Annotated in this window: 21 protein-coding genes; 6 read left to right on the top strand and 15 right to left on the bottom strand. The window is 62.1% G+C overall.

Features of this window, described 5'->3' with window-relative positions; all coding sequences use genetic code 11:
• The 8 genes from FW796_RS02130 to FW796_RS02095 form a co-directional block, all read right to left on the bottom strand.
• Window positions 1–771, bottom strand: a complete 771-nt coding sequence (locus FW796_RS02130; protein ID WP_346635844.1) for a DNA-binding domain-containing protein — start codon at window positions 769–771, stop codon at window positions 1–3.
• Complete coding sequence (gene bufB / locus FW796_RS02125) at window positions 768–1,658, bottom strand: MNIO family bufferin maturase (protein WP_346635843.1); 891 nt, start codon at window positions 1,656–1,658, stop codon at window positions 768–770. Before bufB ends, FW796_RS02130 begins: the two co-directional genes overlap by 4 nt.
• Window positions 1,659–1,683: 25 nt before the next feature.
• Window positions 1,684–1,986 (bottom strand): BufA1 family periplasmic bufferin-type metallophore, encoded by a 303-nt coding sequence (locus tag FW796_RS02120; RefSeq protein ID WP_346635842.1) that lies wholly within the window; start codon window positions 1,984–1,986, stop codon window positions 1,684–1,686.
• Between the two features lie 153 nt (window positions 1,987–2,139).
• A complete protein-coding gene (locus FW796_RS02115; protein WP_123727752.1) occupies window positions 2,140–2,841 on the bottom strand; it encodes an ABC transporter ATP-binding protein in 702 nt (233 codons plus the stop codon).
• Window positions 2,842–3,609, bottom strand: coding sequence for a high-affinity branched-chain amino acid ABC transporter ATP-binding protein LivG (livG, locus tag FW796_RS02110; RefSeq protein WP_060837861.1), 768 nt, complete (start codon window positions 3,607–3,609; stop codon window positions 2,842–2,844).
• Entirely contained in the window at window positions 3,606–4,862 is a 1,257-nt protein-coding gene (locus FW796_RS02105; protein WP_346635841.1) for a high-affinity branched-chain amino acid ABC transporter permease LivM, read from the bottom strand. Before FW796_RS02105 ends, livG begins: the two co-directional genes overlap by 4 nt.
• Window positions 4,859–5,782, bottom strand: coding sequence for a high-affinity branched-chain amino acid ABC transporter permease LivH (livH, locus tag FW796_RS02100; protein ID WP_346635840.1), 924 nt, complete (start codon window positions 5,780–5,782; stop codon window positions 4,859–4,861). The genes FW796_RS02105 and livH overlap by 4 nt, the downstream gene beginning before the upstream one ends.
• Before the next feature lie 230 nt (window positions 5,783–6,012).
• Window positions 6,013–7,140, bottom strand: coding sequence for a branched-chain amino acid ABC transporter substrate-binding protein (locus FW796_RS02095; RefSeq protein WP_346635839.1), 1,128 nt, complete (start codon window positions 7,138–7,140; stop codon window positions 6,013–6,015).
• 338 nt (window positions 7,141–7,478) lie between these two features.
• On the opposite strand from FW796_RS02095, the gene FW796_RS02090 reads away from it, so the two are divergent.
• A complete protein-coding gene (locus tag FW796_RS02090; RefSeq protein WP_102878633.1) occupies window positions 7,479–7,784 on the top strand; it encodes a DUF2288 domain-containing protein in 306 nt (101 codons plus the stop codon).
• A gap of 254 nt (window positions 7,785–8,038) precedes the next feature.
• Here the strand turns inward: FW796_RS02090 and FW796_RS02085 are convergent, their stop codons facing one another.
• Window positions 8,039–10,222: a hypothetical protein gene (locus FW796_RS02085; protein WP_346635018.1), complete on the bottom strand. Its 2,184-nt coding sequence runs from the start codon at window positions 10,220–10,222 to the stop codon at window positions 8,039–8,041.
• Between the two features lie 198 nt (window positions 10,223–10,420).
• Between FW796_RS02085 and FW796_RS02080 the strand changes: the two genes are divergently transcribed.
• Complete coding sequence (locus FW796_RS02080) at window positions 10,421–11,317, top strand: NAD(P)-dependent oxidoreductase (protein WP_446438958.1); 897 nt, start codon at window positions 10,421–10,423, stop codon at window positions 11,315–11,317.
• Here the strand turns inward: FW796_RS02080 and FW796_RS02075 are convergent.
• A complete protein-coding gene (locus tag FW796_RS02075; RefSeq protein ID WP_346635016.1) occupies window positions 11,208–13,484 on the bottom strand; it encodes a putative bifunctional diguanylate cyclase/phosphodiesterase in 2,277 nt (758 codons plus the stop codon). The two genes, FW796_RS02080 and FW796_RS02075, sit on opposite strands and share 110 nt — an antisense overlap.
• 142 nt (window positions 13,485–13,626) lie before the next feature.
• Window positions 13,627–13,995 (bottom strand): YkgJ family cysteine cluster protein, encoded by a 369-nt coding sequence (locus tag FW796_RS02070; RefSeq protein ID WP_346635015.1) that lies wholly within the window; start codon window positions 13,993–13,995, stop codon window positions 13,627–13,629.
• Window positions 13,996–14,322: 327 nt separating this feature from the next.
• Here FW796_RS02070 and FW796_RS02065 point away from each other — a divergent pair, with 327 nt between their 5' ends.
• Window positions 14,323–15,669, top strand: coding sequence for a spinster family MFS transporter (locus FW796_RS02065; RefSeq protein WP_404938462.1), 1,347 nt, complete (start codon window positions 14,323–14,325; stop codon window positions 15,667–15,669).
• Window positions 15,670–15,732: 63 nt separating this feature from the next.
• Here the strand turns inward: FW796_RS02065 and rapA are convergent, their stop codons facing one another.
• Window positions 15,733–18,582: an RNA polymerase-associated protein RapA gene (gene rapA, locus FW796_RS02060; protein ID WP_446438957.1), complete on the bottom strand. Its 2,850-nt coding sequence runs from the start codon at window positions 18,580–18,582 to the stop codon at window positions 15,733–15,735.
• Window positions 18,583–18,800: 218 nt separating this feature from the next.
• On the opposite strand from rapA, the gene FW796_RS02055 reads away from it, so the two are divergent.
• Window positions 18,801–19,142, top strand: a complete 342-nt coding sequence (locus FW796_RS02055; protein ID WP_346635012.1) for an aspartate-semialdehyde dehydrogenase — start codon at window positions 18,801–18,803, stop codon at window positions 19,140–19,142.
• Here the strand turns inward: FW796_RS02055 and FW796_RS02050 are convergent.
• The 3 genes from FW796_RS02050 to FW796_RS02040 form a co-directional block, all read right to left on the bottom strand.
• Window positions 19,139–20,347, bottom strand: coding sequence for an aminotransferase class V-fold PLP-dependent enzyme (locus FW796_RS02050; protein ID WP_346635011.1), 1,209 nt, complete (start codon window positions 20,345–20,347; stop codon window positions 19,139–19,141). The genes FW796_RS02055 and FW796_RS02050 overlap by 4 nt on opposite strands.
• The gene (locus FW796_RS02045; protein WP_346635010.1) at window positions 20,344–20,814 is read right to left on the bottom strand and encodes a RidA family protein; all 471 of its coding nucleotides are present in this window, start codon (window positions 20,812–20,814) and stop codon (window positions 20,344–20,346) included. The genes FW796_RS02050 and FW796_RS02045 overlap by 4 nt, the downstream gene beginning before the upstream one ends.
• A gap of 88 nt (window positions 20,815–20,902) precedes the next feature.
• Entirely contained in the window at window positions 20,903–21,769 is an 867-nt protein-coding gene (locus FW796_RS02040) for a LysR substrate-binding domain-containing protein (protein WP_404939927.1), read from the bottom strand.
• A gap of 205 nt (window positions 21,770–21,974) precedes the next feature.
• On the opposite strand from FW796_RS02040, the gene FW796_RS02035 reads away from it, so the two are divergent.
• Both FW796_RS02035 and ccoM read left to right on the top strand, forming a co-directional pair.
• Window positions 21,975–22,136 carry a hypothetical protein gene (locus tag FW796_RS02035; RefSeq protein ID WP_177435099.1) on the top strand — a complete coding sequence of 54 codons (162 nt, stop codon included), beginning with the start codon at window positions 21,975–21,977 and terminating at the stop codon, window positions 22,134–22,136.
• Between the two features lie 144 nt (window positions 22,137–22,280).
• Window positions 22,281–22,397, top strand: a complete 117-nt coding sequence (gene ccoM / locus FW796_RS02030) for a cytochrome c oxidase subunit CcoM (RefSeq protein ID WP_015634423.1) — start codon at window positions 22,281–22,283, stop codon at window positions 22,395–22,397.
• Window positions 22,398–22,508: the final 111 nt, after the last annotated feature.

Raw genomic sequence — 22,508 nt, 5'->3', positions numbered from 1 at the left:
TCAAGCCTTTTGGTGAGGTTGCAGGTCGATAACGGCGCCGTGGCCCAGCAGCAGGCCCAGGCACTGGCCCAGGTCGAAATCGGCTTGGGCATCCAGGGCATAGGCGGCAGCGATTTCCAGCGGCCAGTGGTTGTGCAGACTGTCGATGAAGGTGGCGCTGCCGGCGTCCAGCGCGATGACCTCCACCTCCAGGGCATTGCGCAGCACCAGGGCGTACTGGCCCTGATACAGGTCGAACGCAGGCCACGCCGCCTCGCTCTGGTGAGCGGCCCACAAGCTGACGACGGCGAAGTGTGAGTGCAGGGTGCGCAGCGACGGATGCAACAGCAGGCGCACCTGCCCGAGGCTGTCTGGCCGGCTCATCGCCGCCGCCAGGTGCGCCGGGTCCAGGGGGCGTGCGTCGGCGGCGTGATAGGCCTCGACCCGCAGCCGTTCCAGGCGCGCCACATCGGCCAGATAGGGCAGGGCGGCGGCGGGAGCAAAGCCCTGGATAAAGTCGCCCAGGTCCTGGCCGTAGTCGCTGAGCAAGGGGCTGTGGGGCGCGAAGTCCTGCACATAGTGACGGGCCATGGCGTCGAAGAAGGCCTGGCCCACCAGTTGCGCCACCACCGGGTAGGTCGCCGAAAGGGCGTTGATCAACGAGCTCTGCACATTGTTGCGATAGACCGCGAAGCGGCTGGCCGGATCGGCGCCGTTGCTGCTGCACAGCCCCGCAGGACAGATCGCCTCGCTGCTCAGCAGGGCGTTGGCAAAGGCGGCTTGGCTGCTCATGGCTGCACCCGGGCACGCTGCAGCAACGCCTGGGCCTGATCGGCCTCGACCACCAGGGTCGCCAGGCTCGGCACCTGATTGTCCCGCTCGATCAGGGTGGCCATGGGGCCGATCCTCTTCAGCGTTTGCCGATACAGGGCCCAGACTTCCTGGTCCACCGGAGCGCCGTGATCGTCGATCAACAGACGGTCACCGAGGTTGTCTCGGTCTTCGGCGAACCCGGCCAGATGAATCTCGCCCACGGCGTGCAGCGGCAGTGCCTGCAGATAGGCCAGGGGATCGCGTTGGTGATTGATACAGGAAACGTAGAGGTTGTTGACGTCCAGCAGCAGGCCGCAGCCGCTGCGCTGGATCACCTCCTGGATGAAGTCCGTTTCGTCCAGGGTCGAGCGCTGGAATTGCAGGTAGGTGGCCGGATTCTCCAGCAGCATGGTTCGCCCCAGATGGTTCTGCAGCTGATCGATGTGTTCGCAGACCCGCCGCAGGGTCGGCACGTCGTAGGCCAGGGGCAGCAGGTCATTGAGAAACACCGGGCCGTGGCTGGACCAGGCCAGGTGTTCGGAAAAGGACTGGGGTTGATAGCGCTCGATCAAGACCGCCAGGCGCTGCAGATGCTCGGTGTCCAGGGGCCCTTCGCCGCCAATGGACAGGCCGACACCGTGCAACGACAGCGAATAGTCTTCGCGGATCAACCCCAGGTAATGATGGAAGGGCCCGCCCGCCACCATGTAGTTCTCGGCGTGCACCTCGAAAAAACCGACATCGGGTCGCTGTTCGAGGACATCCTTGAAGTGTTCGCTCTTGAGCCCCAGGCCTGCACGGGGCGGCAGGCACGAGGCGGACGCCTGAATGTCGTGGCGGGGACGCTGGATCAGGGCTGTGTTCATCATCGACACTCAGGCAGGCGCGGGATCAGGACTTGGCTTTGAAGGCTTCGAGCTGGCCGAAACCGGTGGGCGAGGTGCTGCTGGCGGTTTTTTCGCAAGTGCCTTTTGGCACCAGTTTCCAGGCGTTGGCCTGGTCATTGAGCTTGGAGGTCCCGGCGCAGGTGGTGCCGGCGCCCGCGGCACAGTCGTTCTTGCCCTTCATGGCCACGCCGAAGCATTTCTCCATGTCGCCGGCCGCCTGGGCGGTGGTGGAGACGGCAGCGATGCTCAGGGCGGAGCCCAGAGCCAGGACCAGGGCGGTAGCGGACAGGGTGCGAGTGTTGCTCATGGTGTTTCTCCAGATCGGGGTGGGTTAAGGAAGCATTCGTGCTTGCTTACCCCTCTAGAGAAGGCTCATCGGCATTCGTTACAGGTGGGGACAGTTTTTTATTCCGGGATAAAAAAAACGGCCCCGAAGGGCCGTTTTCATTGACGCAGGTGCTTAGCCGCCCAGGTAGGCTTCACGCACCTTCGGATCGGTCAGCAGCGACTCGCCGGTACCTTGCATCACCACCCGGCCATTCTCCAGCACATAGGCGCGGTCGGCGATCTTCAATGCCTGGTTGGCGTTCTGCTCCACCAGGAACACCGTCACGCCGTCGCGGCGCAGCTGTTCGATGATGTCGAAGATCTGCTGGATGATGATCGGCGCCAGGCCCAGGGACGGTTCGTCCAGCAGCAGCAGCTTGGGCTTGCTCATCAGCGCACGGCCGATGGCGAGCATCTGCTGCTCGCCGCCGGACATGGTGCCGCCGCGCTGAGTGAAGCGCTCCTTGAGCCGTGGGAACAGCTCCAGGACCTTGTCCATCTGCTCCTGGTAGTCGCCCTTGTCGGTGAAGAAGCCGCCCATGGCGAGGTTCTCTTCCACGGTCAGGCGGGCGAACACCCGGCGGCCTTCCGGCACCACGGCAATGCTCTTGCGCATGATCTGCGCCGAGCTTTGTCCCACCAGCTCTTCACCCAGGTAACGGATGCTGCCGCTGTGAGCCTGAGGCGAGCCGCAGAGGGTCATCAAGAGGGTGGATTTGCCGGCACCGTTGGCGCCGATCAGGGTGACGATTTCGCCCTGGCGGATCTCGACGTTGACGCTGTGCAACGCCTGGATCTTGCCGTAGTAGGTGGAAACGTTTTCGAACTGCAGCATTTACGCTTCCCCCAGGTAGGCTTTGATCACTTCGGGATTGTCGCGGATCTGTTCCGGCGTACCGTCGGCCAAGGGGGTGCCCTGGTTGATCACGACGATATGGTCGGAAATGCTCATGACCAGCTTCATGTCGTGCTCGATCAGCAGCACCGTGACGTTGTGCTCCTCGCGCAACACGCTGATCAGCGCTTTGAGGTCCTCGGTTTCCTTGGGGTTGAGGCCGGCGGCCGGCTCGTCGAGCATGAGAATTCGCGGGCGGGTCATCATGCAGCGGGCGATTTCCAGACGCCGTTGCTGACCGTAGGCCAGGGTGCCGGCGGGACGGTTGGCAAACTCCCGCAGGTTGACCTTGTCCAGCCAGTAGCCGGCGTACTCCATGGCTTCGCGCTCGCTCTTGCGGAACGCCGGGGTCTTGAACAGACCGGCCAGGAAGTTGGTGTTCAGGTGACGGTGCTGGGCGATCAACAGGTTCTCGACCGCGGTCATGTCCTTGAACAGCCGTACGTTCTGGAAGGTTCGCACCACGCCCTTGCGGGCGATCTTGTGGCCCGGCAGGCCTTCGATCGGCTCACCGTCCAGGAGGATGCTGCCGGCGCTTGGCTGGTAGAAACCGGTCAGGCAGTTGAACACCGTGGTCTTGCCGGCCCCGTTCGGGCCGATCAATGCCACCACTTGTTTTTCCTTGACGGTCAGGGCCACACCGTTGACCGCCAGCAGGCCGCCGAAGCGCATCGACAGGCCCGTTACTTTGAGGATCTCACGGCTCATTTGCGCAGCTCCATGTGAGGACGTTGCATGGGCAGCAGACCTTGAGGACGCCAGATCATCATCAGCACCATCATGGCGCCGAACATCAACATCCGGTATTCGCTGAATTCACGCATCATTTCAGGCAAGAGGATCATCACGATTGCCGCCAGGATCACACCCAGCTGCGAGCCCATGCCACCCAGCACGACGATGGCGAGGATGATCGCCGACTCGATGAAGGTGAAGGACTCCGGGGTTACCAGGCCTTGGCGCGCGGCGAAGAAGCTGCCGGCGAAACCGGCGAACGCGGCGCCCAGGGTAAAGGCCGAGAGCTTGATCACGGTGGGGTTCAGGCCCAGGGCGCGGCAGGCAATCTCGTCTTCACGCAGAGCTTCCCAGGCACGACCGATAGGCATGCGCAGCAGGCGGTTGATGACGAACAGCGCCGCCAGCGCCAGCAACAGGGCCACCAGGTAGAGGAAGATCACCTTGTTGATCGAGTTGTACTGCAGGCCGAAGAACTCGTGGAAGGTCTGCAGGCCTTCCGCTGCCTTGCGCTCGAAGGTCAGGCCGAAGAAGGTCGGCTTCTCGATGTTGCTGATGCCGTTCGGACCACCAGTGAGATCGGTCATGTTGCGCAGCAGCAGACGGATGATTTCACCAAAGCCCAGGGTCACGATTGCCAGGTAGTCACCTCGCAGGCGCAGCACCGGGAAGCCCAGCAGGAAGCCGAAGGTGGCCGCCATCAGGCCGGCGATCGGCAGGCAGATCCAGAAGCTCAGGCCGAAGTAGTGCGACAGCAGCGCGTAGCTGTAGGCGCCGACGGCGTAGAAGCCCACGTAACCCAGGTCCAGCAGGCCGGCCAGACCGACGACGATGTTCAGGCCCAGGCCCAGCATCACGTAGATCAGGATCAGCGTGGCAATGTCCACCGCGCCGCGAGAGCCGAAGAACGGCCAGACCAGAGCGCCGAGGATCAACGCCAGGATGATCCAGCGCTGGGTGCTGGGCAGGGTCAGGAAGTTGCTGGCCTTGGCCGGGATCAGCGGCATGCTGGGAGAAGACTTCCAGGCGGCGCTGATCTGGCTATGGAACAGCACCCGCAGGAACATCAGCACCGAGCACAGCGCGATGGTGGCGAGGATGGTCGGGCTGGTGTTGTGGACTTCCAGGTTGATGCCGACGATGGTCAGTTTCAGGCCCAGCACCGGGTAGGCGACGGCCCAGACCAACAGGGCGCTGAACAGCGCCGATTTAAGATTCCTAGTCATACTTTCTCAACCTCCGGACGGCCCAGAATGCCGGTCGGACGGAACAACAGCACCAGAACCAACAGGCCGAATGCCACAACGTCCTTGTACTGGTCGCCGAACACGTCGGCACCAAAGGCTTCAGCCACCCCCAGCACCAGCCCGCCGAGCATCGCGCCCGGAATGCTGCCGATGCCGCCCAAGACCGCCGCGGTGAAGGCCTTCAAGCCCACCAGGAAACCGGCGTTGGGGTTGATCACACCGTATTGCATGCTCAGCAGCACGGCGGCGATGGCCGCCAGTGCGGCGCCGATCACGAAGGTCAGGGCGATGATGTTGTTGGTATTGATCCCCAGGAGGTTGGCCATCTTGATGTCCTCGGCGCAGGCACGGCAGGCGCGACCCAGGCGAGAACGGGAGATGAACAGCGTCAGGCCGAGCATGGCGACCAGAGTCACCACGAATACCACGATCTGCATGTAGGAAATCAGCACTTCATGTGCGCCACCTGGCCCGATGGAGATGTTGCCCGGGATCAGGTTAGGGATGGATTTGTCCTTGGAGTCTTGCGCCAGCAGAACGGTGTTCTGCAGGAAGATCGACATGCCGATGGCGGAGATCAGCGGGATCAGGCGGTTACTGCCACGCAAGGGGCGGTAGGCGATCCGTTCGATGCTGTAGCCGTAGGCACTGGTGACGACGATGCTCGCGATAAAGGCTGCGGTCATCAACAGCGGGACGCTGTCGAGTCCCATCATGGCCAGCCCGGCGATGGCGATGAACGCCACATAGGAGCCGATCATGTACACCTCGCCGTGGGCGAAGTTGATCATTCCAATGATGCCGTAAACCATCGTATAGCCGATGGCGATCAGGGCATACGTGCTGCCAACGGTGAGACCGTTAACCAGCTGTTGGAAAAAGTGATAGATGTCAGGCATTACAACGCTCCTAAAAACCTGATACGCATTTCACTGGTGGAGTCATTTTCCCGCCCAGGCCCCGTGGATCTGCACCCACTTCGGGCTGGGTTTTGCCAGCGAACCGCTGATGACGGTTTTGAGATTTTCAGGTGGGCGGGATTCCGGATCACGGAACACAGGCCCATACATTCGTAAAACAAAGCCCACGGCGAGCCGTGGGCTTTATTGGCAGTCAGTCAGGGCACGCCTTACTGAGGAGAGACTTCGGTTTTAGGTTTGCCGAAGTGCCACTCGTAGACCACGAATTTGAAGTCTTTCAAGTCGCCCTTGGCGTCGAAGCTCAGGTCGCCAGTGGGGGTCTTGAAGGTGCCGGCGTGGATGGCTTCAGCCACCTTGGCCGCGTCTTCGCTCTTGGCGTTGGTGATGGCCCCCGCGATAACTTCAACGGCGGAGTAGGAAGGGAATACGAAAGGACCGCTCGGGTCTTCTTTCTTGGCCTTGAATGCGTCAGCCAGGGCGACGTTGGCCGGGTCCTGATCGAAGGATTTGGGCAGGGTGACCAGCAGGCCTTCGGACGCGTCCTTGGCGATCTGCGAGATGGAGTCGTTACCCACGCCTTCCGGACCCATGAACTTGGCCTTCAGGCCTTTTTCCTGGGATTGGCGCAGGATCAGGCCCAGCTCCGGGTGGTAGCCGCCGTAGTAGACAAAGTCGACGTTGGCTTGCTTGAGCTTGGCGATCAGCGAAGAGAAGTCCTTGTCGCCGGCGTTGATGCCTTCGAACACGGCAACCTTGGTGTTTTTCTTCTCCAGGGTCTGCTTCACGGCAGTGGCGATGCCTTCACCGTACTGCTGTTTGTCGTGGAGTACGGCCACGACTTTTGGCTTCACGTGGTCGGCGATGTAGTTACCGGCGGCGGGGCCTTGGGCGCTGTCCAGGCCGATGGTGCGGAACACCATTTTGTAACCACGGGCGGTGATGTCCGGGCTGGTGGCAGCCGGGGTGATCATGATCACGCCTTCGTCTTCGTAGATGTCGGAAGCGGGTTGAGTGGAGCTGGAGCACAGGTGGCCGACCACGAACTTGACGCCATCGTTGACCACTTTGTTGGCCACCGCCACGGCTTGTTTTGGATCACAGGCGTCATCGTATTCAACGGCTTCGAGCTTCTTGCCGTTGACGCCGCCCTTGGCGTTGATCTGTTCGATGGCCATTTTGGCGCCACTGAACTGCATGTCGCCGTATTGGGCTACAGGGCCGGTCTTGGGGCCGGCGATACCGATCTTGATGGTGTCAGCTGCGAACGAATGGCTGGCAACCCCGGCCAGGACCATAGCGGCAAACAGTTTGGAAATCTGCTTAGTAGCCTTATTCATAGTGCTCCACTCTTACTGTTGTAATTTTTATAGTTCCGGCGGCCTTGGTCGCAGAACCGAATCAGATATATCGCGATATCCGTCGGAAATGCCCCTGGCAACTGTACCGGTACAGTGTAGAGCGCCGGTTGTTCGCTTGAAAAGCTGGCGGCTGGGGGCAAAAACGCGGAGTGTCGCTTAATTGAAAGAAAAAGACAGATTTGCGGCGTGGCTTGCGCCCGGTTCGGCGTCAGTCCCTGGCGCTTCTGAGCTTCTCGATCGGTGACGCGTTTGCTTCTGGGTTTTTCTGCCAGAGCACCGACGTTATGATTGCGCCGATTTCATTTCTGGACAGTCCCATGACTCAAGAACCTAGCACCCTCTATGCCAAGCTGCTTGGTGAGACCGCATCTATCAGCTGGAAGGAACTGGAGCCGTTCTTTGCCAAGGGCGCCCTATTGTGGGTCGATGCCGACCTGGATCTGATCGAGGCGGCCCAGGCGGTGGCGGAGAATCAGGCGCAAAAAGTCGCGGCCTGGCTGGCCGAAGGGAAGGTTGAAAAGCTGTCTGCGACGCGGGCGTCCGATCTGTTGGAGCGTGATCCGCAGCTGTGGGCAGTGGTGGTCTCACCCTGGATTCTGACCCAGGAGAGGGCGTCGCGCTGAAGGCGTGCGCCGATTTGGTGCGCTGTTTTGTCGGACAAAAGTGTGTAGCCGAGTAACCGTGAATCCAGTGATGGCATCTTGCCGTGGAGAAAGGCCCCACAAGGGTTTCAGCCAAGGTGACGTTCACGGAAGGGGCACAGTTTCAAGCCCGTCCGACGAGCTGCTTAATTGTTTCGTGGTGTAAGCAAATTGACCCTTCGCCGGCGAGCCGGCTCCTACACCTTGCAGGAGCCGGCTCGCCGGCGAAGCTCTTCTTAATAGGCCGTCTTGCCCGTGTGGCTATTGAGGGAGATGACCCGAGTCTTGCCGATGCGGTGACGGTAGATCTCGCGCAGGTACTTGATGGCCTTCTTCACGCAATCGCGCGACAGACGGATGTCGTTGATCGAGACGAACTTGTCCTTGTCGTTGATCAGCTCGCGGTATTTCTTCTCGTACATCGGCTTGATCGCGTACCAGTTGGTGTCGAGGATCTTCGCCGGGTTCTCGAATTCGTTGAGCAGATCGTCGATGCGGTCTTCGTCGAACTGGTCGCTGACGATGAAATCCAGCACCGAGTTGTCCAGGGTGTCGTCGAAGCGGTACGGATTGCGCGCAAAGCAACGCTTGATAAAGGCCACGATCAGGGTCAGGAAGTCATCCGACAGGCACGGGCTCTTGGCGATCAGGGTGGTCAGCGACAGGTTGGCCGAGGCGCCGATCACCAACGCGTAGCGCTTGAGGGTGGTGTTGGGGAACAGGCTGTTGAGGTGGGTCTTGAGCCGGTTCAGGTCCATGTAGGACAGCTTGTAGTCCTTGGGCAAGGACACGATCGAGACCACCGACGAGCAGTTCTTGAAGAAGTGCAGGTCGTGCAGCGCCGCAGCGTCATAACCCGAGGCCTTGTACTGCTCCAGGGCTGCGCGATAGCGCTTGGACTCGATAGGCAGCAGGCTGATGCCTTCGATGGCCTGGGTCACCTTGTTGAAGTGCGGCAGGTCGATGGAGCGGAAGAACAGGTCGTCGATGTTCAGGCGCTGCGGCTCTTTCTCGAACACCTTGAACTTGTCGCCGGTGGGCACCGGTTGCTCCGGCACCACGGATTCGGCGTAGGCGATCGCCACCGGGCCCGCCAGGCTCATGAACAGGTCGTTGGCGTCCAGGCGGATGGTCTCGCCGATGTCGATGCCGGCCCGACGGAAGTAGTTCTGGTCGTAGTCGGTGGTCACTGCCTGAGCGGTGAGGATGTTGAAGATCTGTTGGGAGATGTACTGGTTGGCGTGCTTCTCCATGGCGTTGACGTCAATGTTCTGGATGTTGCCGTCATCGCTTTCTTCGGCGTAGCGCATGATGTCGTTGGAGATCAGCATCATCGCGTTCCATGGGCGGATACGCCCCATGACGCTGGCTTCACTGCTGTCTTCATTGTCGAAGTTGTAGGAGAAGTCCCACTCTTCCGAAAGGTATTTGCACAGCAGGCGGCCGGCGTTGATGTGCAGTGCCTCGGACATTTCGCTGCGATGGTCCGAAATGTTCGGCAGCACGCAGATGCCGCTGGTGAAGATCGGCTCGAAGACGAAGGAGTGCCCGCTCTTGCTGTCGTGCTCGTCCATCGGCTTGGTGTCGAAGGTCTTGTTCATGTACGAGTACTGCTGGGCCAGGCCGAACTCCGAGGCCATGCCCGAACCGGTACCGCCGCCGGCGCTGAAGATCGAGAAGTACAGGCGCGACTGGTTGGCCTTGATCCCGCAGGAATCGATCAGGTACGAGTGGATCATTTTCCAGTCGGGGCTGGAGAAGCGCTGGGTGTCCTTGTTGAGGATGATCTTGGCCAGGTACTGGCCAAGGATCGGCGCGTTACCGGCGCCACCGGCGTGGACTTCCGAGAGGTCCATGATCTTCATTTTGCTGTAGTCGCGGATGAAGCCGCTCTTTTCGCCCTTGCGCGAGAAGCGGATGCGTCCGGCGATGTCCTTGTCCAGGTCGCCGAGCATCACCAAAGGCTCCACCAGGAATACCGGTTTGCTGGCTTTGTTCTGGCCCAGGCGCAGGTTCTGGCGGATCCACTGGCCGGGGCTGTAGCCACCGCCTTCGTAGGACTTGTCTTCGTTGTTGAATTCGTTGAGGTAGAACTTGCGGGCGTTGTACACCAGCTCCGCCACGTCCAGGGCAATGTTGGAGCCGCAGCGACCCAGGCCGATCAGGCACACCGACGGGAATTCCTGGTCGCGGCGATTTTCCTGCTCGTCTTCCAGGTGCGGCGGGCGCGGGAACACGGAGTCGCGCAGGCCATCGAGGTTGTCGAGGATGCGGTCGGTGTTGGTTTCGGTGAAATACAGGTACTGCTGGGTCGACAGGGGGCGTGAACTGGACAATGGCTTCGTATCTGAGTGGCTTGATGTGGGGGAGGTCAGCGTCATCTCGGAGACTGCGTTGGCAGGATTGTTTTTAGAAGTCATTGTGCGCCATATGCCTGGTCTGGTTGGCTCGAGGACGAGGTGTCAGCGAACCATCACGGAATGGGACCTCGCCGCTGCGTGGAGCGCGAATTTTGCCCAAGGCGTCAGGGTATTTTCTGAGCGTCGCTCGGGGGAATCCTTTCCTGAATCATGATGAATCGGCCAGTATTCGATGATCTTTAATCAAATGAGGGCAATATGATGTCAGCGTTACCTTCACTCGGGTTTGCCGGGATCGGCCTGATGGGGCTGCCCATGTGCCGGCGCCTGCTGGCTGCGGGCTATGGGCTGACGGTGTGGAACCGCAACCCGGAGAAATGCGCGCCCCTGGTGGCTGCCGGGGCGCGACAAGTGGCCACACCGGCGCAGCTCTGCGAGCACGCGGATCTGCTGCTGCTGTGCCTGGCCAACACCGAGGTGGTGCGCGAGGTGGTGTTTGCTGCCGATGGCATCGCCCAGGGCGCCCGGGACGGGCAACTGCTGCTGGAGCTGTCCAGCCTGGAACCCACCGCCACCCGGGAGATGGCTGCGGCGCTGGCCCGCGACACCGGCATGGCCTGGGTCGATGCCCCGGTTTCCGGTGGAACCCCCGGCGCCGAGTCCGGCAGCCTGGCGATCATGGTGGGTGGCGAGGCGGCGGATATCGAACGGGTTCGCCCGGTGTTGCTGGCCCTGGGGCAGCGGGTGACGCACATGGGCGCTGTGGGTGCTGGTCAGGTCACCAAGGCCTGCAACCAGATGATTGTCGCCTGCAATGCCCTGGTGATTGCCGAAGTGGTGGCCCTGGCGGAGCGTTCCGGCGTGGATGCACGATTGATTGCCGAGGCCCTGGCCGGCGGTTTCGCCGACTCCAAACCCTTGCAGATCCTGGCCCCGCAGATGGCCGAGAGTCGTTTCGAACCGGTGAAATGGCATGTGCGGACCCTGCTCAAGGATCTGGACGGGGCGGTGAAGTTTTCCCGGGAGCAGGGTTCGGCTACGCCGATCAGCGGATTAGCTGCGCAGTTGATGCGTCTGCATGGTGGCCAGGGCTATCTGGAGCAGGACCCGGCGACCCTGGTTCGCCTCTATCGAGACCCGGCATCCGCGGATTGAGCCCATCGTGGCGCTGGTTCAGTTCATCCAGTACCCGGCCCAGGTCCTGCAGCGGCACCGGGCGACTGAGCAGGTAGCCCTGCAGGTAGTCGCAGCCGTAGTGTTCGAGGAACTGCTGCTGCTCCAGGGTCTCGACCCCTTCGGTGACCACCTGCAGGTGCAGGGTGTGGGCCATGACGATGATTGCCTGGACTATCTCCCTGTCCTGGGTCGACTTGGGGATGTCCTGGATGAACGAGCGATCGATCTTCAGGGTATTGAGCGGCAGGCGCTTGAGGTAGGCCAGGGATGAGTAACCGGTGCCGAAGTCGTCGATCGACAGCGATACGCCCAGGCCGCGGATCTGGTTGAGCAGCGCCAGGGTGCTGGCGATGTTGCCCATCAGGGCGTTTTCCGTGACCTCCAGTTCCAGGCGTTGCGGGGCTACCTGGGCTTCTCGCAGGGCGGTTTCGATTTCCCCGGCCAAGGTTTCACGGGTCAGGTTCAGGGCCGAGCAGTTGACCGCGATCTTCAGCTCGCCACCGCCGTTTTGGGACAGGTAGGCCAGGTCCTCGCAAGCCTTGCGCAATACCCAATTGTCCAGCTCGGCGATCATGCCGTTGGTTTCGGCAATTTCGATGAAGCGATCCGGGGGCAGCAGTCCGTGCTGGGGATGTTGCCAGCGGATCAGGGCTTCGAGCTTGGTGACCTTGCGCAGCTTGAGGTCGTAGATCGGCTGGTAATACAGCAGCAGCCCTTGATCGTCGCGCAGGGCATTACGCAACTCTTCTTCCAGTTGCAGCTCCAGGGTGGCGCGAGTCTTCAGCTTGGAACTGAAGAAGTGCAGGCTGTTGCGCCCGGCATCCTTGGACTGATAGAGCGCCAGGTCGGCGTTCTTCAGCAGCTCCTCGCACGTCTTGCCGTCGTCGGGGAAGACACTGATGCCGATGCTGGTGGTCATCACCATGCGCCGGCCCCCCAGTTCGATCGGTTCCTTCATCTTCTGCATGATGCGCTGGGCCATGTGCCGTGCCTCATCGCGCTCATAGAGGTTGATGAGAATGCAGAATTCATCGCCACCCAGGCGTGCTACCACGTCTTCATGGCTGCGGGTGGAGCTCTTGATGTGTCCGGCGATGACCTTGAGCAACTCGTCGCCGGCATCGTGGCCCAGGCTGTCGTTGATTCGCTTGAAGTGGTCGATGTCGAGGAACATCACCGCCAGCATGCCGCCGAAGGTGTTTTTCTCCATGAGTTTTTCTGCGAACAGCTGGTTGAAGCCACGGCGATTGATCAGGTTGGTCAGGGCGTCGTAATGAGCCACCTGCTGCAGAGAGACCCGGGCCTGGTCCAGTTGCGAGAGCAGGGCGTTGACCCGGCGCAGGTCGCGTTCCTTGTGCTGCAATTTCTTGTCCGCCAGGGCTGCACTGATACCGCTGGCGATGATCAGGAGGGTGATCACGCTGAGGGTCAGACCCAGTTGCATGTGGCCGTTGGGTGCCACGGAGGTGGGCAGGCTGCCCGCAGGCAGCACCAGGGTCATGGACCAGATGCCGGTGAAATGCATCAGCACGATGGCGCCCCCCAGCACCAGGCTGCTGGTGTACTTGAGCAGTTGATGGAACATCCCGCTGCCATCGCGCAGGTGCCGGGACAGCAGCAGCGCGGCCAGGCTGCAGCCGATCGCCACCAGCAGCGACAGCCCCATGAGCAGCGGCTGGTAGTACAGGCTGGCGCTTGAACGCATGGCGGCCATGCCCACGTAGTGCATGCAGCAGATGCCCAGGCCGATCCACACCGAGGCCACGCCGTAGCGCCATAGCGGCAACTGGACGTGGCTCAGGATGTTCATCGCCAGCCAGGCGGCGACCAGGGCGATAAACAGCGAGACCAGGGTCAGTGGCAGGTCGTAGTGGATCTCCAGGGGCACTTCGAACGCCAGCATGGCGATGAAGTGCATGGCCCAGATGCCGCCCGCCAGGCAGCAGGCACCGACCCAGCGCCACAGGCGTTGGCTGGTTGCTTGCTCGACGTGGCTGACACGTTCTGCCATATCCAGGGTAGCGAAGCTGGCGGCACAGGCCACCAGGTAAGCCAGCAGCACCAGGACCGGGTTGTGGCTGCATTGCAGAACCACTTGCCCGTTATCTGGAAGCTCGGTGATGAAATGCAGACCCAGCCAATCCATAGCATGCCCATCTCTGAGTCATCTGGTGTCGGCGGACCCGCACGCCAACAAGTGCTTGCAGTATAGAGGGCACCCGTTGGCTGCAATGGGAGGTGGCAATCTGGCTCTAATGATTTGCTTATGAGCCCTATCGCCAATGGTGCTAAGCGCTTTTCTCGAACCAGGGTTCGTGGTCCACGGGTTCCAGGGGCGCCAGGCCGAAGGCGGCCCGGGCGGCGTCGCAGTCGCTGTTGTGCTGGCCGTCGGCCCAGGAGGCTTCGAACTCCCGGCAGGGGCTGGAGCGCTGCTCGTAAATGGAGCAGCTCACGCCCTGGCCGACCTCGCCTTCAAGGGAGATGCAGCGCGGCGACTTGCAGTCGGTGCCCAGCATGGCTACCCGAGTGGGACTGATGCTCTGCACCAGATCGTCGGGGACCGTGCCGCCGGATGAGGCGCATTCGCCCCAGAAAAAAGACACACGAAAGTATGAACAGCAGGCACCGCAATTCAGACACGGACTGGCTTCGGACATAGGCGTATTCAAAGGGAGAGGGAAGGGTAAGGGGGGCAGGCAAGGCGGCTATTCTAGGCTTCCCATCGGCCTTGGGAAGGGGGGGCGCAAGGTATTTTTTCAGCCTTGGCCAAGCCCTTGAAAAGACTGGGAAAGCCCCGGGTACCGCGGGCTGTGGCGGATTCGCCGCGCCGCGCCGCAAGGACTTCGAAGGCCGCAGCCGGGGCCAGCATGCGATGGTTTGATATCAGGCTGACGAATGATCACAGACAGCTACGCCCAGCCTGACTAGATTGCAGCTTCCAGGCTCGCTCGCGTCTGGCCGAATAACAATAAAGAGATCGACCCATGGATAATTCGACTCAAGCGGCAAATGCCTGGCGCATTCTGTTCCTGTTGTTTTTGGCAAACCTGTTCAACTTCTTCGATCGCACCATTCCCGCCATCATCATCGAGCCGATCCGCATGGAATGGCACTTGAGTGACTTTCAGCTGGGGATCATCGGCACCGCCTTTACCCTCGTCTATGCCATCGCCGGCCTGCCCCTCGGGCGCCTGGCCGATACTGGCTCGCGGAGCAAGCTGATGGGCTGGGGCCTGGCGGTGTGGAGCGGGCTGACTGCGGTCAACGGCATGGTCGGCAGCTTCTGGAGTTTCCTGCTGGTGCGCATGGGGGTGGGCATTGGCGAGGCGAGCTACGCACCGGCGGCCAACTCGCTGATCGGCGACCTGTTCCCTGCGCACCGCAGGGCCCGGGCCATGGGCATCTTCATGCTCGGGCTGCCCCTGGGGCTGGTGCTGGCCTTCTTCACCATAGGGGCGATGGTCAAGGCGTTCGACAGCTGGCGGGCGCCGTTCTTTATCGCCGCGGTGCCAGGCTTGGTGTTGGCGGTGTTCATGTTCTTCATCAAGGAGCCCAAGCGCGGAGCGGCGGAAGCGGTGAAGGTGGCGCAGGTGCCTATCGACCGACCGATTCGCCGGGTGCTGGCGATTCCGACCTTTCTCTGGCTGACCCTGGCCGGGCTGACCTTCAACTTCGCCACTTACGCCTGCAACTCGTTCCTGGTGCCGATGCTGCAGCGTTACTTCCTCATGCCCTTGCAGGAGGCGGCAATGGCGACGGGGCTGATTGTCGGTGTGACCGGGTTGGTGGGTTTGACCCTGGGCGGCTGGTTCGCTGACAAGATTCATCAGCGGATTGCCAACGGCCGCCTGCTGTTCGCGGCCTGCAGCCTGATCATTTCGACCTTGGCCACCGGCTGGGCGTTGCATGCCGGGCGCGTCGAGATCGGGGTATTTGTCGCGGTGTTCAGTGTCGGCTGGCTGTTTGCCTACAACTTCTACACCTGCGTCTATACCGCCTTGCAGGACGTGGTCGAACCCCGTTTGCGGGCCACTGCCATGGCCTTGTTTTTCGCCGGTCTGTATCTATTGGGCGGCGGATTGGGGCCGGTGGTGGTCGGCGCGCTGTCGGATCACTTCGCCCACTCGGCGATGTATGCCGCCGGTGCCGAGCTGATGACCGAGGAATTCAAGGCCATCGGCCTGCACGACGCCATGTACCTGATTCCGGTGGCGTTATTCCTGACCCTGCTGTTTCTGTTCCAGGCTGCGCGTTGCTTTGTGCGCGATGCCCAGCGCATGAAGGAGGGATTGGCACTGGCCGAGCCTGCGGCGACGGCGTTGGCGGTTTGATCTGGCAGATGAAAAAAGGCCCGCATGATGCGGGCCTTTTGTTTAGCGCTTGGAGCCGGGCAATCAGCCTGCCACCAGCACCCGGATCGCTTCCAGGCGCAAGGCGGCTTTTTCCAGCATCGCCAGACCCTGTTCCCGTTGCTTGCGCAGGGCTATCAGCTCGCTGTCACGGACGGTCGGGTTGACCGCCTGCAACGCGGTCAGGCGCGCCAGCTCTTCTTCGGTATCGGCCGCCAGCCGGCGTTGCGCCTCGGCCACGCGCTCGGCGTGACGCGGTGCGACCTTGGCTTCACCGGCGTTGATCTTCGGCGCCAGTTGGTCGCGCTGGGCCTGGATGAACTTGTTGGCGCTGGCCTTGGGCACGCTTTCCAACTGGTCGTTGAGGGTCTCGAAGGCCACCCGTGCCGACAGGTCGTTGCCATTGGCATCCAGCAGGCAGCGCAGGGCGGCCGGTGGCAGGTAGCGACCCAGTTGCAACGAACGTGGAGCGACCACCTCACTGACGTAGAGCAGCTCAAGCAGCACGGTGCCGGGTTTCAGCGCCTTGTTCTTGATCAGTGCCACGGCGGTGTTGCCCATGGAGCCGGACAGCACCAGGTCCATGCCGCCCTGCACCATCGGGTGCTCCCAGGTGATGAACTGCATGTCTTCGCGGGACAGCGCCTGGTTGCGGTCGTAGGTGATGGTCACGCCTTCGTCGTCACCCAGAGGGAAGCTGGCATCGAGCATCTTCTCGCTGGGCTTGAGGATCAGGGCGTTTTCCGAGTGGTCTTCGCTGTCGATGCCGAAGGCGTCGAACAGGGTTTCCATGTAGATCGGCAGGGCGAACTGGTCGTCCTGTTCGAGGATCGCTTCCACCAGCGCATCGCCTTCACCGGCGCCGCCGGAGTTGAGTTCCAGCAGACGGTCGCGGCCGGTATGCAGCTCGGCTTCCAGGCGTTCACGCTCGCCGCGGGCTTCGTCGATCAGCGCTTGCCACTCGCCGTCGTCGGCGTTTTCCAGCAGTGGCAGCAGGCGTGGGCCGAACTGGTGCTGCAGGGCGTTGCCGGTCGGGCAGGTGTTGAGGAAAGCGTTCAGCGCTTCGTGATACCACTGGAACAGACGCTCTTGCGGGCTGGTTTCCAGGTACGGCACGTGCAGTTCGATTACGTGTTTCTGGCCGATCCGGTCGAGACGGCCGATGCGCTGCTCCAGCAGGTCCGGGTGCGACGGCAGATCGAACAGCACCAGATGGTGGGCGAACTGAAAGTTGCGGCCTTCACTGCCGATTTCCGAGCAGATCAGCACCTGGGCGCCGAACTCTTCATCGGCGAAGTAGGCGGCAGCCCGGTCGCGTTCGAGGATGTTCATGCCTTCGTGGAACACCGTGGCCGGGATGCCGGAACGCACGCGCAGAGCGTCTTCCAGGTCCATGGCGGTTTCCGCGTGGGCGCAGATCACCAGGACCTTGGTGCGCTTGAGCATCTTCAACTGGTCGATCAGCCATTCGACCCGCGGGTCGAATTTCCACCAGCGCTGTTCTTCGTCGGCGGCATCGGGCTGGGCCTGGAAGCTGACTTCCGGATACAGCTCGGCGTGTTCACCCAGGGGCAGTTCCAGGTATTCGTCCGGGCACGGCAGCGGGTAGGCGTGCAGCTTGCGCTCCGGGAAACCCTGCACGGCGGCGCGGGTGTTGCGGAACAGCACGCGGCCGGTGCCATGGCGGTCCAGCAACTCGCGCACCAGGCGTGCGCTGGCTTCGCTGTCGCCATCGTTGACCGCGGCCAGCAGGGCTTCGCCTTCGTTGCCGAGGAAACCGTGGATGGTCTTGTGCGCCTCGGGAGACAGGCGGCCTTTATCCATCAGTTCCTGCACCGCTTCGGCCACCGGGCGGTAGTTCTCGCTCTCGGCGCGGAAGGCCGCGAGGTCGTGGAAGCGATTCGGGTCCAGCAGGCGCAGGCGGGCAAAGTGGCTGTCCTGGCCCAGTTGTTCCGGGGTCGCGGTCAGCAGCAGCACGCCAGGGATGGTCTCGGCCAGCTGTTCCACCAGGGCGTATTCCGGGCTGACCTGATCTTCGTGCCACACCAGGTGGTGGGCTTCGTCCACCACCATCAGGTCCCAACCGGCGGCGAACAGCGCGTCCTGGGCCTTCTCGTCATCCACCAGCCATTCCAGGGCCACCAGGGCCAGCTGGGTGTCTTCGAATGGGTTGCTGGCATCGCTTTCGATAAAGCGTTCTTCGTCGAACAGCGCCACTTGCAGGTTGAAGCGACGACGCATTTCCACCAGCCACTGGTGCTGGAGGTTTTCCGGAACCAGGATCAGCACCCGGCTGGCGCGACCCGAGAGCAGTTGGCGATGGATCACCAGGCCGGCCTCGATGGTCTTGCCCAGGCCCACTTCGTCCGCCAGCAGGACCCGTGGCGCGATGCGGTCGGCGACTTCACGGGCAATGTGCAACTGGTGGGCGATAGGTTGGGCGCGCACGCCACCCAGGCCCCAGAGCGAGGACTGCAGTTGGCGGCTGGTGTGTTCCAGGGTGTGGTAGCGCAGGGAGAACCAGGCCAGCGGGTCGATCTGCCCGGCGAACAGACGGTCGCTGGCCAGACGGAACTGGATGAAGTTCGAGAGTTGGGTTTCCGGCAGGGTAACGGCTTCGTTCTGCCCGTTGAGGCCGTGATAGACCAGCAGGCCGTCGACGTCGTCGACTTCCTGAACAGTCATTTTCCAGCCTTCGAAGTGGGTGATGCTGTCCCCTGGAGAGAACCTCACGCGAGTGAGGGGCGCATTCCGTAGCGCATACTGGCGGGTGTCGCCAGTGGCCGGATAGAGCACGGTCAGCAAGCGACCGTCCTGTGCCAGAACGGTGCCTAGGCCTAGCTCGGCTTCGCTGTCACTAATCCAGCGTTGCCCCGGTTGATACTGCTGCGCCATGCTGCCTGACTCCCGCTTTGAAAAAGCCGACTATCTTAACGGAACGACGCTTCCAGTCCAAAGAACTCTGATAAAAACCCCTGGAATAAAAGGTAGCGTACAGCGGCGTTCGTCGGCCCCGAGGGCACTATCGGCTGACGACTGGGTCACAGTTTTGCGACCGATGGCTCAAGTCGCCCATGCCGCAGCCGACAGACTGCCGACAGGAGACCAATAACATGCTGCCACCGATGCTCCCCTTGAGTGCCGTGCCCATCACCGCCCAGCAGGACCCGATCCGGCAGCGTCCGGATATCCCGCCAGTGGTGCCGGTGCAGGAAAGCTCCAATGAAAGCACCATCGACTTGCAAAAGCGCGATGCCGAGCAGTCGGCCCTGCTCTTGCGCGAGGAGCAGCAGCGCCAACAGGAAAAGCAGCGGCGCAAGCGTGAGGCCGATGAGGATCCGGAGCAGCATCTGGCCGTACCCGGCGACGAGTTGAATGCCGACAACACCGTACCGGTGGCTCCGTTGATCGAGGATGCCCCGCGCCAGGGGCTGTGGGTGGACGTGCAGGTCTAGCTTGTGGGGCCGCGTTCGGCCAGTTCCGTCAGCGCCTCCAGCAGGCACTGGATTTCCGCTTCGGTATTCAAATAGCTCAAGGCGATCCGGGCAATCTGGGTCAGGCCCCGGGCCTGCATGTCCAGCGGGGTGTAGGCCACGCCGTTGGCACCGATATTGATGCCCCGGCGAGCCAACTCTTCCTTTAGTTCAAAACCGTCCCAGCCCTTGAGCGTGAAGGCAATCAAGCCTGACTGCTGACCGGCGGCGCCCAGGTCCTGGCGCTGCAGGCCGGGCAGGCGGTCGAGGTCCTGGCGGAGCCTGTCGGCGAGGCTCCTGATCCGCTGGTGAATGGCTTCGATGCCGATGCTGTTCAGTTCCTGCAAGGCATTGGCCAGTCCCGCCAGCAGCACCAGCGAAACTTCGCTGGTTTCGAAGCGCCGCGCATCGTCTCGCAAGCTGAAGCCCTGGCCGTTCCAGGGGGCTGACAAGACATCCCGCGGCAGTGGTTGCAACTGTTCCAGGAAGCCCGGCCTGACATAGAGCAGGGCCGTGCCCCGTGGCCCGCGCAGGTATTTGCGTCCTGCGCCTTTGAGCACATCGCACCCCAGCGCCTGTACATCACAGGGCAGTTGCCCCAGGGCCTGGCCGGCGTCGATGAAATAGGGAATGCGCCAATCCCGCGCCAGTTGGCCAACGGCGGCGGCCGGATTGATCAAGCCGCCGTTGGCCGGCAGCCAGGTCAGGGCGATCAGACGCACGCGCGAGTCGAGCATGGATTCCAGTGCCTCCACCGAAACCGCACCATTGTGATCGCAGGGGATGACTTCCAACTGGGCCCCGGCGCCCACGGCTTGGGCCAGGCACGCCAGATTGCCACCCCATTCGTGGCGCCCCACCAGAATCCGGTCGCCCGCTTGCCACGGCGGCAGGGCACTGAAGGCCATGCCCCAGGCTGCCGAGCCGCTGCTGGCAAAGGCGATTGCGGCGGGGCAGGTATTGAGCAGCCGGGCCGCGGCCTCACGGGCCTGTTCCTGCAGCTGTGCGCCGGTGATGGCGGCTTCCATCGGCCCTTCACGGGCTTCCCGTTGCAACTGCCCGAGCATGGCGTCGAGGGTGCCCTGGCTGGGCAATGAAGCACCCGCGTGGTTGAAGTGGCAGACCTGGGCGCAGCCGGGTGTGGCCAGGCGCAGACGGGCGAGGTGCTGTGGGTCCAGGGGGGTCATGGCTTGAGTTCGAAGATCGCGTCGACCTCCACGGCGACCCCAGCGGGCAGGCTGGCCACGCCCACCGCCGTGCGTGCGTGCCGGCCTTTCTCGCCCAGGGCGTTGACCAGCAGGTTGGAAGCGCCATTGGCCACGCTGCCATGGCTCTGGAAATCGGCACTGGCGGCAATGAATACACCGAGCCGGCTGATGCGCTGCAGCCGCGACAGGTCGTCGTCCAGCGCCGCGCTCAACTGGGCCAGCAAGGCCAGGGCCGCGAGCTCGGCGGCCTGGGTGCCTTGCTCCACCGTCAGACTCTCGCCGAGACGGCCCAGCAGGGTCGGTTGGCCCTGTAACAAGGGAATCTGTCCGGAGATGAACAGCAGGTTCTGGCTGCGTACATGGTTGACGTAGTTGGCGATCGGCTGGCTGGGGGCGGGCAGTTCAAGCCCCAGTTGCTTAACGCGGTGTTTCAGGGAATCGCTCATGGGCAGTCCTCGGATGCAAGGCCTGCAGCATCGGCGTTCAGTCCAGGAGCGACAAACGGATAGATCTAATTCGATGTATCTGAATTTCTCATGGGTCGAGCCCTTGCTCCAGCAGCCATTGTGCAAAGCAGTCCAGTGCCGGGTTCGACGGTCCTTCAGCGGTCACCAGCCAGTAGCCGATCTGACTGCACAAGGGCGGCAGGTCGAAGGCATCCACCAGGCTGCCCTGGGCCAGGTGGCGTTGGATCAACTGGCGACGCCCCATGGCGATGCCCTGGCCGGCCACGGCGGCCTCTACCACGATGTTGTAGTCGTGCAGCATCACGCTGGGGAGGGAGGCAAGGTCCATAGCCTGTTGCCTGCTCCAATCATCCCATTCGAAGGGTTGATGGGAGCGAGCCATCAGCAAGGGACCGCTGGCCAGGGAGGTGGCTTTGAAGCCAGGGCTGCAGACCGGTGACAGCTGCTCGGCGAGAAAGCGCGTGGCCCGCACCTTCGGCCAGTTGCCCTTGCCGTAGCGAATGGCCAGGTCGACTTCGGCGCCGGCGACATCCGCCAGGTCGATGGCCGGTTGCAACTCCAACTGGATCTCCGGATGGCGGCGGGTGAAGTCCGCCAGGCGAGGCGCCAGCCACAAGGTGGCGAAGGACGCCAGCAGACCGATGCGCAGTACTGGCTGGCGAGGTGGGGCAAGCAGCGCTTGGGTGGCTTGGGCGATCTGTTCCAGGGCCGGGCGAATCTGTCGGTAATAGGTGTCACCGGTGGCGGTCAGGTCGATGGCGCGGGTCCGGCGTATGAACAAGCGTTGGCCCAGGTGCTGTTCGAGTTTCTGCACTTGATGGCTGACCGCGCTCTGGCTCACGCACAGTTCCCGAGCCGCCTTGATAAAGCTCAGGTGGCGGGCCACGGCCTCGAATGCGCGCAGGGCCAGTAGCGGCGGCAGGTGCTTGGGCATTTCCACATCAGGCTCCGGGGGGCGTTTCGCAAAGGGCCATTGTGCGGATAAAAACTCTTCGCGGCAGCGACTTTATTACCGGAGTGTCGGTCTGATCACTGGTCAGGTGCGGCGGCACGTCGCATTATTGGCACATCCGCCAGGGCCGCTCTGCATCCTGTAGCAGTGCGGTTGATATTGACTTCCCAGTGATGCCAGCCAAGCCATGAATCAAGACGACAAGCTGATCGACCTGAATGCCGAACGCGCCAAGCGCGTACATGACCTGAACGAGAAGCGCCTGAATGAAGTGCGCCAGGCATTCGAGCAGGCCATGCCTTTGGGCAAAGCCAAGAAAAAGTCGAAAAACAAACCGAAAAAGCGCTGAACTGGGCGCTTTCTGTTGATACAGGTCAGTTATTCCCCCTTCCTCGCGCCCAGTCTTGGGCGACATTGACCCCGGTCAATTTTCCCCGCCGCCTCTTTGGTTAACTTAGCCCCATCGCAACAGGGCAAGAGCAGGAGGCCAGTCATGTTTTTCGACAATGTGGTGATCGCCGGAGTGCTGACTGTCGGCCTCATGGTTCTGTTTTTCGCAGGGTTTGGATTCTTCATCTGGAAAGACGCGAATAAGCGTAAAAAACCTTAAGTCTCTCCAGAGCAACGAGCACGCAAGGCATTTTGGGCAACTTCGGTTGCCCTTTTTTTTGCCTGTCGAAAAGCTCAAGGCATAAAAAAAGGTGCGTCCTGAAGGGCGCAC

It is taken from the genome of Pseudomonas sp. 910_21, assembly GCF_052850735.1.
The sequence above is the reverse complement of the archived record's forward strand: the minus strand, read 5'-3'. Positions and strand labels throughout refer to the sequence as shown.